General features: G+C 61.9%; 19 protein-coding genes. 11 read left to right on the top strand and 8 right to left on the bottom strand.

Annotated elements, in window-relative coordinates; all coding sequences use genetic code 11:
- Positions 1-3: 3 nt before the first annotated feature.
- A complete protein-coding gene (locus F0185_RS28870) occupies positions 4-651 on the top strand; it encodes an LbetaH domain-containing protein (protein ID WP_229477249.1) in 648 nt (215 codons plus the stop codon).
- Between the two features lie 414 nt (positions 652-1,065).
- On the opposite strand, the gene F0185_RS28875 is transcribed toward F0185_RS28870, so the two are convergent.
- From F0185_RS28875 to F0185_RS28885, 3 genes are all read right to left on the bottom strand, one after another.
- Entirely contained in the window at positions 1,066-1,524 is a 459-nt protein-coding gene (locus F0185_RS28875) for a PIN domain-containing protein (protein WP_167230919.1), read from the bottom strand.
- Positions 1,521-2,126, bottom strand: a complete 606-nt coding sequence (locus F0185_RS28880) for a DUF433 domain-containing protein (protein ID WP_167230922.1) — start codon at positions 2,124-2,126, stop codon at positions 1,521-1,523. Before F0185_RS28880 ends, F0185_RS28875 begins: the two co-directional genes overlap by 4 nt.
- 328 nt (positions 2,127-2,454) lie before the next feature.
- Positions 2,455-3,432, bottom strand: a complete 978-nt coding sequence (locus F0185_RS28885) for a hypothetical protein (RefSeq protein WP_167230925.1) — start codon at positions 3,430-3,432, stop codon at positions 2,455-2,457.
- Positions 3,433-3,817: 385 nt separating this feature from the next.
- Between F0185_RS28885 and F0185_RS28890 the strand changes: the two genes are divergently transcribed.
- The 10 genes from F0185_RS28890 to F0185_RS28935 all read left to right on the top strand — a co-directional run bounded on the left by F0185_RS28890 (position 3,818) and on the right by F0185_RS28935 (position 14,104).
- Complete coding sequence (locus F0185_RS28890; RefSeq protein WP_167230928.1) at positions 3,818-5,260, top strand: flagellin N-terminal helical domain-containing protein; 1,443 nt, start codon at positions 3,818-3,820, stop codon at positions 5,258-5,260.
- Positions 5,261-5,654: 394 nt separating this feature from the next.
- Positions 5,655-7,100 (top strand): flagellin N-terminal helical domain-containing protein, encoded by a 1,446-nt coding sequence (locus F0185_RS28895; protein ID WP_167230931.1) that lies wholly within the window; start codon positions 5,655-5,657, stop codon positions 7,098-7,100.
- A 71-nt stretch (positions 7,101-7,171) separates the two neighbouring features.
- Positions 7,172-7,543, top strand: coding sequence for a flagellar protein FlaG (locus F0185_RS28900; protein WP_167230933.1), 372 nt, complete (start codon positions 7,172-7,174; stop codon positions 7,541-7,543).
- A 133-nt stretch (positions 7,544-7,676) separates the two neighbouring features.
- Complete coding sequence (gene fliD, locus F0185_RS35520; RefSeq protein WP_167230936.1) at positions 7,677-9,686, top strand: flagellar filament capping protein FliD; 2,010 nt, start codon at positions 7,677-7,679, stop codon at positions 9,684-9,686.
- Positions 9,687-9,708: 22 nt separating this feature from the next.
- Complete coding sequence (gene fliS / locus F0185_RS28910) at positions 9,709-10,161, top strand: flagellar export chaperone FliS (protein WP_166895882.1); 453 nt, start codon at positions 9,709-9,711, stop codon at positions 10,159-10,161.
- 9 nt (positions 10,162-10,170) lie between these two features.
- Positions 10,171-10,503 carry a flagellar protein FliT gene (locus F0185_RS28915; RefSeq protein ID WP_229477250.1) on the top strand — a complete coding sequence of 111 codons (333 nt, stop codon included), beginning with the start codon at positions 10,171-10,173 and terminating at the stop codon, positions 10,501-10,503.
- 11 nt (positions 10,504-10,514) lie between these two features.
- Entirely contained in the window at positions 10,515-11,741 is a 1,227-nt protein-coding gene (fliK, locus tag F0185_RS28920; protein WP_167230939.1) for a flagellar hook-length control protein FliK, read from the top strand.
- Positions 11,734-12,096 (top strand): EscU/YscU/HrcU family type III secretion system export apparatus switch protein, encoded by a 363-nt coding sequence (locus tag F0185_RS28925; RefSeq protein ID WP_167230942.1) that lies wholly within the window; start codon positions 11,734-11,736, stop codon positions 12,094-12,096. The genes fliK and F0185_RS28925 overlap by 8 nt, the downstream gene beginning before the upstream one ends.
- Entirely contained in the window at positions 12,080-12,838 is a 759-nt protein-coding gene (locus tag F0185_RS28930) for a flagellar brake protein (protein WP_167230945.1), read from the top strand. Before F0185_RS28925 ends, F0185_RS28930 begins: the two co-directional genes overlap by 17 nt.
- A gap of 120 nt (positions 12,839-12,958) precedes the next feature.
- Positions 12,959-14,104 (top strand): hypothetical protein, encoded by a 1,146-nt coding sequence (locus F0185_RS28935; protein WP_167230948.1) that lies wholly within the window; start codon positions 12,959-12,961, stop codon positions 14,102-14,104.
- Positions 14,105-14,143: 39 nt separating this feature from the next.
- Here the strand turns inward: F0185_RS28935 and F0185_RS28940 are convergent, their stop codons facing one another.
- The 5 genes from F0185_RS28940 to fliE form a co-directional block, all read right to left on the bottom strand.
- Positions 14,144-14,500: a hypothetical protein gene (locus F0185_RS28940; RefSeq protein ID WP_167230951.1), complete on the bottom strand. Its 357-nt coding sequence runs from the start codon at positions 14,498-14,500 to the stop codon at positions 14,144-14,146.
- Positions 14,501-14,513: 13 nt separating this feature from the next.
- Positions 14,514-14,822, bottom strand: a complete 309-nt coding sequence (locus F0185_RS28945) for a hypothetical protein (protein ID WP_167230954.1) — start codon at positions 14,820-14,822, stop codon at positions 14,514-14,516.
- A gap of 20 nt (positions 14,823-14,842) precedes the next feature.
- Positions 14,843-15,652: a CPBP family intramembrane glutamic endopeptidase gene (locus tag F0185_RS28950; RefSeq protein ID WP_167230957.1), complete on the bottom strand. Its 810-nt coding sequence runs from the start codon at positions 15,650-15,652 to the stop codon at positions 14,843-14,845.
- A 176-nt stretch (positions 15,653-15,828) separates the two neighbouring features.
- The gene (locus tag F0185_RS28955) at positions 15,829-16,149 is read right to left on the bottom strand and encodes a hypothetical protein (RefSeq protein ID WP_167230960.1); all 321 of its coding nucleotides are present in this window, start codon (positions 16,147-16,149) and stop codon (positions 15,829-15,831) included.
- 13 nt (positions 16,150-16,162) lie between these two features.
- Positions 16,163-16,513, bottom strand: coding sequence for a flagellar hook-basal body complex protein FliE (fliE, locus tag F0185_RS28960; RefSeq protein ID WP_167230963.1), 351 nt, complete (start codon positions 16,511-16,513; stop codon positions 16,163-16,165).
- Positions 16,514-16,626 lie beyond the last annotated feature (113 nt).

The raw sequence follows: 16,626 nt of genomic DNA on the forward strand, positions 1-16,626 counted from the left end.
GGCATGGCGCACGAACACCTGATCCAGTACACCTGCCAGCAGGTCGGCACGTTTTTTCCGGGCATGGACCCGACCGTGCTGCAAGGCATCATCGCGCACCATTGGGACGCGACCATGGCGCGGCTGCAGGCCTGCATCGACAAGGTGAAAATGTGGCCGCAAGGGCAATTCAATCACTTGAATTCAAGCCAGTACTGCCAGTATTTGTACTTTTTATCGAATACGATCTGGCGTGAAGACCGTGGCGGGGAAGCGCTGGGCGTAGCGACGCGCCTGTTCCTGCTCAACAAGGCGCTCAACGGCATCGACCTGTTTTACGAGATCGCCATGCCGGACGTGTTTTTCATCGGGCACTCGGTGGGGATCGTGCTGGCCAAGGCGACGTATGGCAACTACCTGGTGCTGTACCAAAATTGCACGGTCGGCAAGAACCACGGCGTGGCCCCGGTGTTGGGCGATGGCGTGATTATGTATCCCAACAGCGCCATCATCGGCCGCTGCCGGATTGGCGCCAACACGGCGGTGTCGCAAGGCACGGGCGTGATCAACCGCGACACGCCGGGCGAGTGCATGGTGTTCGCCGGCACGGCGGGCGAACTGACCATCAAAGCGGCCAAGCGGCCCCTGATCGACGACTTCTTCCGCCACTGAAACGTTTTTCAACCGGGGTCAGAGCTTTAACTCGAAACATTATCAGATCCGGCATGCGCAGGATCCGAACGTTGCGCTCGCAATTCGGGGTCTGACCTCTGATTCGAAACATTTCACAGTTTGTGGTGTTGAACTCACAGTAACGGCGGTTTCGACAAGCAGGCAAGGCGACGCGCACGCACGCGAGGCCAGGGAGGTTTGCTTGATGCCACAATGTTTCAAGTCAGAGGTCAGACCCCGGTGTTGGCGCGAAGATCGGCGCCGGTCGGCCGGAGGCGACTGGGCACGTATCGTCCCTATCATTGAAGATGAACTGGCGGGCGAGGATCATACGTTCGTGGAGTTTGTTGCCGACGCAAGGGGCTGATCGTTTTCATGACGCGTCTGCCACAGCGTTGGTATATCGCCTGAAAGCTAAGTTTCCGGATCAATAAACAGGCTGGGCGGATTGTCATATGGATTAATCACGGTAATGCCACGATGGCGGAAGTCGCTGATATTTTGCGTGACAGCAATCGCATCGCCATGCATGGCGATGATCGCAATGATCGCCAGGTCATTCGCCTCTTTCGTCCCGTGCCGCGCCAGTCTGCGCCCCCATTCGCGCGCCGCTAACGCGTCCAAGGGAAGAATACGGTCATTGAAAACGGAGAGGATTTTGTCGAAATCTTGTTCTATCTGTCGTGCCGCAAGGACTTTAGCCGGATCCGATTTCCTTTTCAGCAGTTCAATACCTTTTTGCACCTCTTGAAGGGTCATCAAGGTAAGATAGAGATCAGAATCGTTGACCGTTGCCATCCATTTGTCGACGTTTGCATTGCGGTTCGCACTGCCGATTCGCTTCACGACGTTGGTGTCGAGAACATACTTCACTCCTCTACCGCCAGTTCATCGAGTGCATCCAGGCCCAGCGTCACGATTGCGCGCTTGAACGATATCTTCGGGTACGGCCTTCCCTTCTTGGGAATGGCGCGCGCATAATCGCTCGCAAGTTGCACTTCGGCGCGGGTGAGACCGGGGTAGTCGCGCAGCACAGCATCGATTTCAGCGCCACCGTCGAGCAGCGCCGAAATACGATACACCTCGACGCTCGTCCCCTTGATCAGTGGATCGTCCGGATTGCCATCAACGCTGTTTTTCAAGCGATTGAGCGTGCCGAGCCGCCTTACGACCTCGTTTCGCAACTGCGCAAGGGGAAGTGAAAAGCCGCCGACGATGACCTGATTCGCGCTTCGGCCACTCAGCAATGCCTCATGAAGGGCGCGCCGGCCTTGAGGAGTCAGCAAGTGGCCGACGTCGTTGAGTGCTTGCAGATAGATCAGATCCGGCATGCGCAGGACCCGAACGTTGCGCTTGCCCCGCGTGAGCGTCACCGCAAGCCCCGCATGCTCATCGACGGTGCGGGAGATGTTCTTAAGCGAGTCGCCGAACACGAACGCCGCTTCGCGTAACGTCAGCACCGTTGTATCAGCCATGGCCTCCGCTCCTGAAGAACTAAATCCACCCCAATTTTAGGGTCCGATTAGGGCCAAGTCAAACCAATTAGTTGCGACTGCGAGAAGTCGAGCATGGCGCTCATCTGCTTGATGAACTCTTTTTGCACCACGTGCCGTAATTCGCGTAATTCGGGGTCTGACCTCTGATTCGAAACATTTCACAGTCTGTGGTGTTGAACTCACAGTAACGGCGGTTTCGACAAGCCGACAAGGCGACGCGCACGCGCGCGCGGCCAAGGAGGTTTGCTTGATGCCACAATGTTTCAAGTCAGAGGTCAGACCCCGGTGTTGGCGTGAAGCGCGGGCTTCAGAGCGTCTTGAATTTATTGTTAGCATTGTCTTTCAGTTGTTGAACATGAGCATTGAATCTGGCGACGATGGCTTCTTCGCGCGCGCCGGTCTTGTCGATCGCCACCGCCAGTCTGCGGTAGGTGGCAAGCTCACGCTCGCCGGCAAACATCAAATCGCCTTTCTGCATCACCGTCCTGCCAAGCTGCGCTTGGGAAAAGTCGAGCATGGCGCTCATCTGCTTGATGAATTCCTTTTGCACCGCGGACAATTCCGCACTCAGGCCGAGGGTCTGTTTAGCCACCTTGGTGGCGTTGGCCAATGCGGGAGCCCGATAGTGCTCCGGAACTTTTGCCGTCAGCAAAAACTGCCGCCCCTCGGCGACCGAATCGGCGAGCAGCCGGTCGCGCTGTCCGATCAGCTCGCCAAAACGCACCAGCTTGCGGCGCGACCCGTCGATCCCCGCGCGCGTCGTCAGGCTCGACGGCGTGAGCGTATCGCCCATGTCGACTTTGTCGAACTCTTTATTCAACAAATCGGTTTGCGCCATCTGCCGTTTGAGCAAGGCGTTGACGCCGTTCACGACCGCCACGATCTGGCGCGCCTCCTCACTGGCGGCGGGCGCCGCCGCCGGCTCGGGGTCTTCCTTCTCGTTCATGGTGGCGACGACCTGGCGCGCCGCCTGCTTGATGGCGTGCAGGTCGCGCTCGGCGCTGTTGATTTGCCGGATCCCCAACACGACCAGCACGATCCCGATTCCCAGCTTGGCCCAGGCCATGCCGACCGGCGCATGGTCTTTCAGGATCAATTTCAGCAGCCCCAGCAAAATCAACACCCCGAGCGCGCTGGCGCCGAGGAAGCGCCCGGCAAGCTCGATGTCGCCAATCCGGTTCAGCGCCGCCACCAGCGGCAACATCACCCCGATCCCGAGCGCCATGTGGGCAAAGACGTTGATGCGCGCAGCTTCCTGCTCGGGTGTGGTGTCGCTGTCATCCATGTAAGTATTCCGAAATAATCAATGTTTCTGGGCAATATGAGCAGGATACTACAGCGTCTCCCTTGCTTGTCGCTTTGTGCGGCCATCGCATTTTTATCAAAAACACATGCTTGAGGCCATGCGCAGCCAGCGCCACAGTCCCAAAAAATCCCGAAATTTCGCTTTTTTTACCCTCAAGTTCTGGCGCCCATTGCCGTCAAGCGCCCCGATGGCGCTGTGCTTGAGGGGCGAAATAAAAAATATACCTGCCTGAATTCACTAAACTTTCCGGCTGGTAACCCGTTACAAAAAAGGACTGCGGTGTGATTGTCCCGGACCGAAGGGGCAGACCAAAGCGAAGGCAAGTTGCCAACATGTATAAGTAGTATCTGCAAGGAGTAATACCATGAGCGTAATCAACACCAACGTCGCATCGCTGAATGCACAACGCAACCTGAGCACTTCGGCTTCCGCACTGTCGACCTCGCTGCAGCGCCTCTCTTCCGGCCTGCGTATTAACAGCGCTAAAGACGATGCCGCCGGCCTGGCCATTTCGGAACGCTTCACGTCCCAGATCCGCGGCCTGGATCAGGCTAAGCGCAATGCCAACGATGGCGTGTCGATGTTGCAAACGGCTGAGGGTTCCCTGCAATCGACGGGCAACATTCTGCAGCGTGTACGTGAACTGGCTGTGCAGTCCTCGAATGCAACGAACTCCGCTGGTGACCGCAAAGCGATCCAGGCTGAGGTTGGTCAACTGCTGTCGGAAGCCGACCGTATTGCCCAGACGTCGGAATTCAACGGCTTGAAACTGCTCGACGGCAGCTTCGGTACCGCCACCTTCCAGGTCGGCGCGAATGCCGGCCAGACCATCCAGGCTACCACCGCCAACTTCCGTACCAATAACTACGGTAACAACGAAGCAGCGACCGCAGCGCCTACGACCCTGGCCACCACCGGCACCGCCTACACCGCCGGCAGCTTCGCCCTGCAAGGCCTGGCCACGACCAATATCGCTGTCACCACCTCCGATACCGCGCAGTCGCTGGCATCGACCATCAACGGCGCCACCGCCACCACCGGCGTGACCGCCCAGGCCAAGACGGAAGAAGCGATCACCCTGGCTGCAAACGGCGTGTATTCGCTGGCTGTCACCTCGGACAACAGCACTGCCGCCAACGTTACTTTCACCGTCGGCGCAGCGACCAATGCGTCCGGCCTGGCATCGGCAGTGAGCGCCTTTAACGATGTGTCGTCCAAAACCGGCGTCACCGCCAAGCTGAACGATACCAACGACGGCTTGGTCCTGACCAATGCTGCTGGTAACAACATTACCCTGGCCAACAATAGTGCAGCAGCAACGGTCACGGCAGCGGCAATCAACTCGGCCGGCACCGTGGGCACCACCGCCAGCGTTGTCACCGGCGCTACCTCGACCTCGATGGGTTATGTGTCGATGAACTCGGACAAGGGTTTCTCGGTCGGCAGCAGCGGTTCGACTGCGATTGCCGCCAGTACCGCCGCCACGCTCAATACCGTCTCCGGTATCGACGTCTCGACCGCCAAGGGTTCATCGCAAGCCCTGAAAGTGCTGGACTCGGCCCTGGCCAACGTCAACAGCCAGCGCGCTTCGTTCGGTGCTCTGCAGTCGCGCTTCGAAACCGCTGTCAGCAACCTGCAGTCCACGTCCGAAAACCTGTCTGCTTCGCGCAGCCGGATCCAGGATACCGACTTCGCTTCGGAAACAGCCAAACTGACGCGCGGCCAGATCCTCCAGCAGGCAGGTACCGCGATGTTGGCCCAGGCTAACTCGCTGCCGAACGGCGTGTTGTCCCTGCTGCGCGGTTAATCGACCAGCCAGCAAGCTCCTTGCTTCCCCGGCCGGCCCCTGGCTGGCTGGGGAATTTTATCTCAGCAGTACGTTGTGGCAGTAAATTCCTTGTAGTACATGCAATCCCGCCGAGGCGCAATGCCCGGTTATTCACTCCCTGGCCTCGTTCATGCGCTGCCAAATAGTTTTTTATTGCCCTCAAGTTCAGGAAAACGCTGTCGTCTAGCGCCGTGCCTTGTCACGCCTTGAGGCCCAAAACAAAAAATATACACCCAAAATCCCCCTAAACTTTCCAGGTCGCAATCCGTTACATATAAGGACTGCGGTGTGATTGTCCCGGCAGAAAAGGGGCAGACCAAGGCAAACGGCACGGAGCCAACATGAATAAATAGTAATTGCAAGGAGCACTACCATGAGCGTCATCAACACCAACATCTCGTCCCTGAACGCACAACGCAACCTGACCACTTCCGGCTCCGCCCTGGCGACTTCGCTGCAGCGCCTGTCCTCCGGTTTGCGTATCAACAGTGCCAAGGACGATGCGGCTGGCCTGGCCATTTCCGAGCGTTTCACGTCGCAAATCCGCGGCCTGGACCAAGCCAAGCGCAATGCCAACGATGGTGTGTCCATGCTGCAAACGGCCGAAGGTTCCCTGCAATCGACCGGTAACATCCTGCAACGTGTACGTGAACTGGCAGTCCAGTCGTCCAACGCCACCAACTCCGCCGGCGACCGTAAAGCGATCCAGGCCGAAGTCGGCCAGTTGCTGTCGGAAGCGGACCGGATCGCCCAGACCTCCGAATTCAACGGCCTGAAACTGCTCGACGGCAGCTTCGGCACCGCCACCTTCCAGGTCGGCGCCAACGCCGGCCAGACCATTCAAGCGACCACCGCCAACTTCCGTACCAATAACTACGGCAACAATGAAGTGTCGACCACGGCGCCGGCCACCCTGGCCACCACCGCCACCGCCTACAGCGTCGGCAGCTTCGCCCTGCAAGGCCTGGCCACCTCGAGCATCGCTGTCGCCGCCACCGACACCGCCCAAACGCTGGCCTCGACCATCAACGGCGCTTCCGCCACCACCGGCGTGACCGCCTCGGCCAAGACCGAAGAAGCGATCACCCTGGCCGCGGCCGGCGTGTATTCGCTGGCCGTCACGTCCGACAATACCGGCACCCCTGCGAATGTCACCTTCACCGTCGGCGCCGCCCTGAACGCGTCCGGCCTGGCGTCGGCGGTCAGCGCCTTTAACGATGTGTCGTCCAAGACCGGCGTCACCGCCAAGTTGAACGATACCAACAATGGCCTGATCCTGACCAACGCCGCCGGCAATAACATTACCTTGGCCAACAACAGCGCCTCGGCATCAGTTACCGCCGCCTCGATCAACGCCGCCGGCGCCGTGGGCACCACCGCCAGCGTTATCACCGGCGCCACCTCGACCTCGATGGGTTATGTGTCGATGAACTCGGACAAGGGTTTCTCGATCGGCAGCAGCGGTTCGAACGCGGTCGGCACCGGTGTCGCCGCCACGCTCAACACGGTTTCCGGTATCGACGTCTCGACCGCCAAGGGCTCGGCCGACGCGCTCAAGATCCTCGACTCGGCCCTGGCCAACGTCAACAGCCAGCGCGCTTCGTTCGGCGCCCTGCAGTCGCGCTTCGAAACCGCGGTGACCAACCTGCAATCGACCTCGGAAAACCTGTCCGCCTCGCGCAGCCGGATCCAGGATACGGATTTTGCTTCGGAAACCGCGAAACTGACCCGCGGCCAGATTCTGCAACAGGCGGGGACTGCGATGTTGGCTCAGGCCAACTCCCTGCCGAACGGTGTGTTGTCCTTGCTGCGCGGCTAACCAGCCCCGCTTCGCTGCACTCCCCGGCCGCTTTTTGCGCGCCGGGGAATTTTCGTTAAAGGAATACGGTCATGGAACTTCGCCCACTAGAGAACACGCCGGCCGCTCCTTTGCCGCGCCCGGCCGCGTCCGGCGAGAGCGGCGCCGCCGCCGGCCTCAAGACGGCGCCAAGCGCCGCGACGGGCAAGACCGAACCGGCCAAAGAGGCGGCCGAGCCCGACCCGGCCGAAGTGAGCAAGGTGGTCGACCGGATCAATGTGGCGATGCAGGCGATGTCGCGCAATATCGAGTTTTCGGTCGACGCCGACAGCAAGCGCACGGTGGTCAAGATCATCGACCAGACCACCAAGGAAGTGATCCGCCAGATGCCCAGCGCGGAGGCGCTCGAAATCGGCAAGGCGCTGGAAAAAGTCCAGGGTTTGCTGATCAGCCAGGTTGCTTGAGGGAATTGGCGAAAAAGCCCGTGAAACGTGCGCAATCCGGGCATAAACCGAACAAGCACCGGATTACCCCTCTAAAGTATGGATAGAAGATGCCGTTAACTTAGTATATTCATGCTTTTACCAGGAGGCGTTCGTGGCCATTTCATCCGTCAGTTCAGGCGGCTCTATCGACGTCAACGACATCGTCAATAAATTGATGGTGGCGGAGAGCCGGCCTTTCGTCGCCATGCAGGACAAGGAAAAGGCGTACACCGCCAAGCTGGCGGCCTACGGCACGCTCAGCGGTGCGCTGAACGGCTTCCAGACCGCCGTCACCGGCCTGGCCGACCCGACCAAGTTCAAGACCATCGGCGCCTCCTCGTCCGAGAGCGGCGTGCTCACCGCCAGCGCCGGCAAGGAATCCGTCAAGGGCAGCTACAGCGTCAACGTGAGCCAGCTGTCGCAGGCGCAAACACTGACCTCGGCCGGCCAGGCCAGCACCACCGCCCTGATCGGCAGCGGCGCGGCCACCACGCTGACGTTCGAATTCGGCAGCATCACGGGCGGCACCCTGGCCAACGGCGCCTACACCGGCGCCGCCTTCGCCCAGGACGCCACGCGCTCGGCGCGCACCGTCACCCTGGACGCGAGCAACAATTCGCTGCAAGGCATCCGCGACGCCATCAACAAGGCCAATGTGGGCGTGACCGCGTCCATCATTTCGGACGGCAGCGCCAGCCCCAACCGCCTGGTGCTGACCTCGGCCCAGACCGGCGAAACGTCGAGCATGCGCATCGGCGTCTCGGGCGACCCGGCCATCGGCAGCCTGCTCGGCTACGCCGCCGACGGCACCCAGAACATGACCCAGAACAGCGCGGCGCAAAACACCAAGCTGACCATCAACGGCGTGGCCATCAGCAGCCAGAGCAACAACGTCTCGGAAGCGATCCAGGGCGTGACCATCAGCGCGCTCAAGGTCGGCACCAGCACCGTCAACATCACCAGCGACAGCGCCGGCGCGAAAACGGCGATCAACAATTTCATCAAGTCGTACAACGAACTGAACACGACGATCGCCGGCCTGACCACGGCGCCCAAGGCCAGCGAGGGCAAAGGCGCCGGCGTACTGCTGGGCGACGCCACCGTGCGCAACCTGCAATCGAGCCTGCGCAAGATGTTCTTCACGCCGGTGCCGGGCATGGATGGCGACATCAGCAGCATGAGCCAGCTGGGCGTGTCGTTCCAGGCCGACGGTTCCCTCAAGCTCGACAGCGGCAAGCTGCAAAAAGCGCTGGATGCCGACCTGGAAGGTGTTTCCAAGCTGCTCAGTACGGTCGGCTCGACCACGGACAGCCTGGTCAGCTTTGTCGGCTCCACCACCAACAGCACGGTCGGCACCAAGAGCGTGCTGATCAGCCAGATGGCAACGCAAGGCAGCGCCACCGGCAGCACCGCCGCCGACACCAGCATCACCAAGGGTGTCAACGACCAGTTGTCGCTGACCATCAACGGCGTGACCTCGACCGCCACGCTGCTGGCCGGTAACTACACGGCGGCCAGCCTGGCCAGCCACGTGCAGTCGATCATCAACGGCGCGGTCGGCGCGACGGGCGCCAGCGCCACCAGCGGCACCGGGGTGCTGGTCAAGCAGGAAAACGGGATCTTCACGATCACCTCGAACAAATACGGCTCGACCTCGAAAGTGGGCATCAGCGGCAACGCCGCCGCCGGCCTGCTGGGCACGCCGACCCTGGTCGACGGGCTCGACGTGGCCGGCACCATCGGTGGCGCCACCGCCACCGGCAGCGGCCAGAACCTGACCGGCAACGCCGGTTCGACCGCTTCCGGGATCCAGATCCAGATCACCGGCGGCGCCATCGGCGAGCGCGGCACCGTGAATATCTCGAAAGGCGCCGGCGCCCAGTTCACCGAGCTGATCGACAGTTATCTCAACAGCAAGGGCACCATTTCCGGCAAGAACGCCGGCATCAACGCCAGCCTGGCCGATATCGCCAAGCAGCGCGCGGCCCTGAATATTCGCCTGACCCAGACCGAAAAAGATTTACGCAAGCAGTATTCTTCGCTCGACGTGACGCTCTCGGGCATGAGTTCGACGAGCACTTTCCTGGCGCAGCAGCTCGCCTCCCTCAGCACCATCCGATAGCGACAGAAAGAGGACATTAATTATGTTTGGATCTCCCAACAGGGGCGCAAGCAGCTACGCCAAAGTCGGCCTGGAAACGAGTGTCGTGGCGGCCTCCCCGCACAAGCTGATCGTCATGCTGTTCGACGGCGCACTGGTGGCGGTGCTCACCGGCCTGATGCACATGAAGTCGGGCAACATCCCGGAAAAAGGCAAGGCGATCTCGAAAGCCATCCAGATCATCGACAATGGCTTGCGCGCCAGCCTCGACAAAACCGCCGGCGGCCAGATCGCCGAGAACCTCGATGCGCTGTACGAATACATGAGCGCGCGCCTGCTGGCGGCGAACCTGAAAAACGATATCGAGATCATGGTGGAAATCCAGGGCTTGCTGACCGAGCTGCGCGAAACCTGGAACGCCATCGGCGCCGCCCCTGCCGTCACGCCCGCGTCCGAGATGGCGCCCAACCGCACCTCCAACCTTGTGAGCGCCTGAATGATGTCCATGACCATGACCAATGACGACGTGCTGTCCACCTATGAAGCCATGCTGGCCCTGTCCGAACAGATGGTGACCGCGGCCGAAAGCGGCGAGTGGGATGAACTGAGCCTGCTCGAAAAACGGGTGGGCGCGCACGCCAGCGCCTTGCAGGCCAACGACCAGCAGATCTTGCTCGACGGCGCCAGCCGGGTCAAGAAAGTGGCGATCATCAAGCAATTGCTGGCCTGCGACCGCACCATCCGCGACCTGACCACGCCATGGATGGCGCAGCTGTCGCACATGATCAACAGCAGCGGCACATCGCGCCGCCTGAATAACGCCTACGGCGGCGTCTAGTCGTCCTCGCGATGCTGGCGCGTACCGACGGACCGGGGCAGGTCGGCAGAGTCGACCCGGGCCGCCCGACCCCGGGGGTCGGCGACGCGCGCCAGGAAGCGCTCACGCGCACGCTCTCGACCGAGGTCGGCAAGTCGATGCGGGTGGCGGTGCTGTCCAGGTTCAACGACGGCACGTTTCTGGTCAGGGTGGCGGGCGAACAGGCCCGCATGAGCCTGCCCCAAGGGGCGGAAGCCGGCACCGAGGTGCCGATGACCCTGATCTCGATCTCGCCGCGCCCCCAGTTCCGCCTGGACACCGGCCAGCCGGCCCAGTTGCCGGGCCAGGCTCCCGGCGCACCCCAACTCCCCTTGCCCGCTGGCGCGGCCGGGCCGGACCGCACGGCCGCCCCGCCCCCGGTCCTGCCGCAGGCGCAGCCGGCGCCGCAGGAAGGCCAGGGCGCCGCCGCCGCCAATATGGCCGGGCGCGCCACCAGCCTGGCCGCCACCCTGCTCGGCAAGTCGCCGATGACCGCCAGCGCCGACCTGCCCTCGCTCGACGCCAACACCCTGCCGGCCAGGATCAGCAATACCGGACAATTGCTCGCGCGCATACTCGACATCGGCCATCCGCCATCCGGCAAAGCGCCCGCGATCGCCGGCGCCGCGCCCCTGATCGACCCCAAGAATGGCGCGCCGCAAGCGGCCGAACTGGCGCGCAAGCTGGAACAGAGCATCAGCGGCAGCGGCGTGTTTTATGAATCGCATGTGGCCGAATGGGCCGACGGCAAGCGTGCGCTGAGCGAACTGCAGCGCGAGCCGCAGATGCAGCAAGCCATGGCCACGCCGGGCGCCAAGCCAGCTTCGGCGGCGGCGGAACTGGCCAGCGCCCAGCTCATCAACCTGCAACTGACGACCCAGGAACAGGCGCGCGTGAGCTGGCAAGGCCAGTTGGCGCCAGGCCAGGAATTGCAATGGGAAATCCATAAAGATGCGCCCGAGCAGCGCGGACGCGGCGCCGGCGATGACAGCGCACCGGTCTGGCGCAGCGGCATGCGCCTGCGTTTTCCCCTGCTCGGCGAGATCGAGGCGACCATCGTCACCAGCGGCGACAAGGTCCACATCGAACTGCGCACCGCCAGCGCCGGCACCGGCGAGGCCCTGCGCGCGCGCGCCGGCGAACTGACCTCGGCGCTGGATGTATCCGGCACCGCGCTGGCCTCGCTGATCATCCGCACCCAGGAGCCCGGCAATGGCTGAAGCGCCGCCGACACGCACCCGCACGGCGGTGGCGCTGGCCTATCACAATGGCGATCCGGCGCCCAAAGTGGTGGCCAAGGGCAAGGGCCTGATCGCCGCCCAGATCATCGAGCGCGCCAAGGATGCCGGGGTCTTCGTGCACGAATCGAAAGAACTGGTGGCCCTGCTGATGGGCGTGGACCTGGACAGCCAGATCCCGCCCGGCCTGTATCGGGCGATTGCGGAACTGCTGGCCTGGCTATATCATATTGAAGCCGCACAAGCCACCGGCGGCCCCCTGCCCGCCCCACCGGACGCAGCCCTTTTCATTGACCGACCACAAGAAGCGGCAGACAAAGATGCAATCAACCAATGATTCCGATATAGAAAGCTGGCACGACTTTGAAGTCGCCTCGCGCAAGGAAATCATCGCACTGCTGCGCAGCATCGGCGAGAAACGCCAACTGGTGCGCATGGTCATCCGGCGCGGCACCGAAGTATGCGTCTCGGCCATCCTCGATGTCGATCCCGACAACAACACCGTGACCCTGGATGGCTCGGCCGACCCCGAGCAGCACCGCCGCTTCGCCAACGTCGGCCGGATCATGTTCGAGACCTCGCTCGACAAGATCCGCATCCTGTTCTCGTCGGAAGAAGTGCAGGCCACCACCTTCGAAGACACGCCGGCGTTTGTGATGCCGCTGCCGGAGCACATGATCCGCCTGCAGCGGCGCGAGTTCTACCGCATGATCACGCCGGTCAGCAACCCGGTGTCGGTGGTGATCCGCCTGCCGCAAGACGTGGGCGGCGGCACCCATGTGTTTCCGCTGTCCGATATCAGCTGCGGCGGCATCGCCATTCTCGACAACAAGCTGGTGCTCGACAGCACCATCGGCCATAGCTACAGCAGTTGCCGCATCGACTTGCCGGACGTGGGCGCGGTCCAGACCACCCTGATGATCCGCAACTCGGTCGACCTGACCCTGCTCAACGACAAGACCAACCGCCGCCTCGGCTGCGCCTTTGTCGACATTTCGCGCGGCGGACTTGCCAGCGTGCAGAAGTACATCACCAAGCTCGAACGCGAACGCAACGCGCGCCTCGCCGGCCTGGGCTGACAAAATATCCTCCCGGCAGCAGCCTGATTGACGGGCGGCCAAGAGCGTGCCGATAGCCGGCCACGGCCCGGCCTGAAGGGGTATGTTTCAAGTTCACCGCGAATTTTTCGGAGAATGATGATGAAACGTACACTCGTGCTGTCGGCCACGCTCGCTGGCCTGGTTGCCTGTTCCACCCCCTATCGCACCCCTGTGGTCGACGCCACGCCGGCCACCTTGCCGACGTTTGCGGGCGTGGCCAACCTGCTCAAGCCGGAGCGCGCGCTCGACGTGCTGCTGGTGCATGGCATCTGCACCCAGGACGAGTCCTGGGCCAGGGAATCGGTGGAGCAACTGGTCGCCGGCCTGGGCGGCGATACGGCGCAGGTGGCGCTGTCGCGCAGCGAGGTGGGCGACACCGGCATCGTGCTGTACCGCCAGAGCGTGCCGCTGGCGGGCGGCTCGGTCAACATCAACGCGCTCCTGTGGTCGCCGCTGACGACGCCGCTCAAGGCCGAGCTGTGCTACGACCAGAGCAACAAGTCGGCCACCTGTCCGGCGGACCAGCCCGCCTATCCATACAAGCGCGCAGTGCTCAACCGTGCGCTGAAAGACAAGCTGCTCGACGATTGCCTGGCCGACGCCGTGATTTACCAGGGCAAGGCGCGCGAGGCCATCAGCGGGCGCATGCAGGCAGCGATCCTGCAGGCGGTGGGCGCTGGCAATGGTGCGGCGCTGGTGCCGGGCGGCGGCGAGGTGCCGCCCGAACCGCTGCCGCTGGTGCTCATCACGGACAGCCTGGGCAGCAAAATCACCTTCGACGCCCTGTTCAGGCTGGCCGGCACGCCGGATCAGTCGGTGGCGGCGTTGCAAGTGTTCAACCGCACCTCCCTGGTGTTCATGCGCGCCAACCAGTTGCCGCTACTGAGGCTGGCGGAAATGGATCTCGACGGCAGCATGGCGCCGCGCGGGCCGAATGACTTCCCGGCCGATCCGATCCAGGCGCTCATCGAGCGCAACCGCGTGCAAGGCGTCGGCAAGCCGACCAATGTGCCGACCGTGGTGGCGTTCACCGATCCGAACGACGTGCTCGCGTACACCCTGGTGAACAGCCCGTTCGCCGCGCGCGCCACCTATCCGATCATCGACGTGGTGGTGTCGAACGCGCCTACGTATCTGGGGCTGCTGGAACTGCCGAACAGCGCACACACGGATTACCCGCGCAATGCAACTGTGCAACGCATGATTGCCTGCGGTGAACCGGCGCTCGACGGTTGCGGCAACTGACGCTGCGGAGGGTTGGCGACGGCGGTGGCGCCGCCCTCCTCACTTTTTCTTGATCATCAATTCCTTGCACATATCCTCGATGAGCTCCGGCTTTTCCCTGATCTGGACGGCGATATCGGGACGATTGGCATAGTGTTCGGTAGCGCGTAAACGCGCGAGGTAGCCGGGCGTGCCTTCCCCGTTGACGTTCTCTTGCAAAAGTTCCTCTTTTTGAGCGTCACTTAACGATGCGAACGCCGGACAGTATGTCAGTTGCGCTTCCGCTGAAAGAAGTATCAGGACGGCCCACTTGTCCAGGCAGCCGTCCGGATCACGGCATGGGCTGGACGCGCTGGCGCTGGTCGCGGCAAGCGTCAGGACAGCGCCCAGCAGCAGTTGTTGAAAATAGGTCGACATCAGCGTTTCCGTTTCAAAGTGAGCCAGCAAGCTTGCCGGCGATATGGGCGATCCGCTGTTTGAGCGAGACCACATCATGGAATCTGGCTTTTTCAAGCGGCGTGTCCCATTCCTGATCTTTCACCAGCAGCAGGAGAAAGCGGCCGCTCTCGTTAAACGAGGGATACCAGCCGACATCGAGCAAGAGCTTCTCGCCAAATCGGATCTGCAGCATGTCTTCCCTGAGGCAGCCGATATGCCGGGCCACCTCGAACGCATCGGGAAGATGGGAAATCTGGTCGTACACGACCACGCCCTGCCCGATGTCCAGATGCCAGAACATGGCTGCCTTTCGATCCTGGATCATCGGTCGCGCCGCGTTGCCGGCGCCTGCAATGCGCGGTACAGCCCGGCCATCCCGGCGGCGCCCAACAGCAGCGCCAGCAACCAGGTCGAGGCGGAAAACAGCGCAAAGCTCTCCTGCGCCCTGCCGGCGTCGTCCCAGTCGACCGTGATGCACGCGGTATTGTAGGCGGCGTGCAGCGCGATACACGGTAGCAGCGACCTGGTGCGCTCGTACAGCCAGCCGAGAAAGACGCCGATGATCACAGCGCCGACATATTGATAGAGATTCATGTGCGCAAAGCCGAACAGGCCGGCCGAGGCCAGGATGGCGGCCCATTTCGGATACTGGCCCAGGAAGCTGCGCAGGATGATCCCGCGAAACAGCATCTCTTCCAGCACCGGCGCCAGCACGCAGATCGCCACGATCATGGTGACGCTGTCGGCATTCATGCTGGCCAGCAGTGCCTGGTCTTGGGACGTCATGGGAAACAGCGTCACCAGCGCCGTGTTCAGCGTGACCATGGACATGAAGATCAAGGGTAGCGTCAGGGCAAGCGCCGGCAACAGCACCAGCATGGCGGGGCGTCCCGCTATGCAAGTAGAATGAAACAGCTCGCGGTAGCTCAGGTTTTTGTAGTGCATCAGCGCGGTGAAGACGATGCCATAGCCGAGCACCATGATCATGCCGCCCAGGTCGCGCGGTTCCATCGACAAGGCGCCGCGCACGTCGTACAGCGCCGCGCCCACCAGGTACTCGGCCATGTACAAGGCGATGACCAGCATCAGCGCTTCCAGTGCGTTCGGAAAGGTCTTGTGTTTCTCATCCATGAATCGGCAATCGTGCTTTCCCGGCACCGAGGCCGCGTAAAAGCACGAGTAAACGTGATTTGATGAGATATTGCAAGAAAGAAAATTTCAGACGATCAGTCAAGGCGGATTGTTACCCCACTGGCGCGCGCCTCAGGAGCATGCCCGCCCGGCAAGCGCCGTTGTCATTGTCCTTGTCAACACCATCGATTCACCGGCGCCGCCGCCAGCAGATCTTGATGGTCGCTGGCAGTGATGATCCCTTTAACGATCAGCTCATCGGTGATTTCAACGAACATCGCATAATCCTCCGCGCAGCCGGTGTTTTTTGAAAGCGTTTCGAGCGCCTCGCGCATGAGGTCCGGGTCCGGCAAGGCGTGCGCAGCCAGGATCACTTCCCGGATCCTCGATTTCAGGGCCCGATTGGCCTGTTGTTCGTCTTCTTCGCTATCGAATGCACTGTCAAAAAACTGATACAGGTCGGTGTTGAGGGTGTCGAGCTGGTCGCGCAATGTCATCGTCACTTCCTGCTTACACCTGCATATTCATGATTTCGTGATACGCCGACACCAGTTTATTGCGCACCTGCACGGTTGCCTGGAAACCAATACTGGCCTTCTGCATCGACACCATCACATCCGACAAACTCACCCGGTCGTCGCCCATGGTGAAAGCCTTGCCCTGCTCCCCCGCCTTGTTCTGGGCCTCGCTGACCTGGGCGATGGAATTTTTGAGCGCATCGGCAAAATCGACCTTGGCGACGGCCGGCTCGGGCGTGACCTTGACCGACGGCACAACGCCGCCAGCCGGGCGCGTGGACGCCGCCTTGAGCTGGGCCATCATGGCTTCGATCCGGTCCGATCCGATTCCGTTCACATTCATGTCGTTTCCTCTGTTCACACTGCCGGGCGTACAATACGCAATATGTATACCAGCGAAGTCAGGGTGCCAGAATAGCACCCGGGTGGCGCGCCGGGCCGTCGAGCAGGGCCCGA

Origin of the sequence: Massilia rubra (assembly GCF_011682065.1) — a bacterium.
Lineage (GTDB): Bacteria > Pseudomonadota > Gammaproteobacteria > Burkholderiales > Burkholderiaceae_D > Telluria_A > Telluria_A rubra.

Excerpts from the sequence above, each read along its gene's own strand:
- F0185_RS28950 (WP_167230957.1), bottom strand. The coding sequence starts at position 15,652 with ATGGATGAGAAACACAAGACCTTTCCGAACGCACTGGAAGCGCTGATG.
- F0185_RS28890 (WP_167230928.1), top strand. The coding sequence starts at position 3,818 with ATGAGCGTAATCAACACCAACGTCGCATCGCTGAATGCACAACGCAAC.
- F0185_RS28930 (WP_167230945.1), top strand. The coding sequence starts at position 12,080 with ATGCAATCAACCAATGATTCCGATATAGAAAGCTGGCACGACTTTGAA.
- F0185_RS28870 (WP_229477249.1), top strand. The coding sequence starts at position 4 with ATGGCGCACGAACACCTGATCCAGTACACCTGCCAGCAGGTCGGCACG.
- F0185_RS28935 (WP_167230948.1), top strand. The coding sequence starts at position 12,959 with ATGAAACGTACACTCGTGCTGTCGGCCACGCTCGCTGGCCTGGTTGCC.
- F0185_RS28915 (WP_229477250.1), top strand. The coding sequence starts at position 10,171 with ATGACCATGACCAATGACGACGTGCTGTCCACCTATGAAGCCATGCTG.
- F0185_RS28900 (WP_167230933.1), top strand. The coding sequence starts at position 7,172 with ATGGAACTTCGCCCACTAGAGAACACGCCGGCCGCTCCTTTGCCGCGC.
- F0185_RS28880 (WP_167230922.1), bottom strand. The coding sequence starts at position 2,126 with ATGGCTGATACAACGGTGCTGACGTTACGCGAAGCGGCGTTCGTGTTC.
- F0185_RS28925 (WP_167230942.1), top strand. The coding sequence starts at position 11,734 with ATGGCTGAAGCGCCGCCGACACGCACCCGCACGGCGGTGGCGCTGGCC.
- F0185_RS28955 (WP_167230960.1), bottom strand. The coding sequence starts at position 16,149 with ATGACATTGCGCGACCAGCTCGACACCCTCAACACCGACCTGTATCAG.
- fliK (WP_167230939.1), top strand. The coding sequence starts at position 10,515 with ATGCTGGCGCGTACCGACGGACCGGGGCAGGTCGGCAGAGTCGACCCG.
- fliS (WP_166895882.1), top strand. The coding sequence starts at position 9,709 with ATGTTTGGATCTCCCAACAGGGGCGCAAGCAGCTACGCCAAAGTCGGC.
- fliE (WP_167230963.1), bottom strand. The coding sequence starts at position 16,513 with ATGAATGTGAACGGAATCGGATCGGACCGGATCGAAGCCATGATGGCC.
- F0185_RS28895 (WP_167230931.1), top strand. The coding sequence starts at position 5,655 with ATGAGCGTCATCAACACCAACATCTCGTCCCTGAACGCACAACGCAAC.
- F0185_RS28885 (WP_167230925.1), bottom strand. The coding sequence starts at position 3,432 with ATGGATGACAGCGACACCACACCCGAGCAGGAAGCTGCGCGCATCAAC.
- F0185_RS28945 (WP_167230954.1), bottom strand. The coding sequence starts at position 14,822 with ATGTTCTGGCATCTGGACATCGGGCAGGGCGTGGTCGTGTACGACCAG.
- F0185_RS28940 (WP_167230951.1), bottom strand. The coding sequence starts at position 14,500 with ATGTCGACCTATTTTCAACAACTGCTGCTGGGCGCTGTCCTGACGCTT.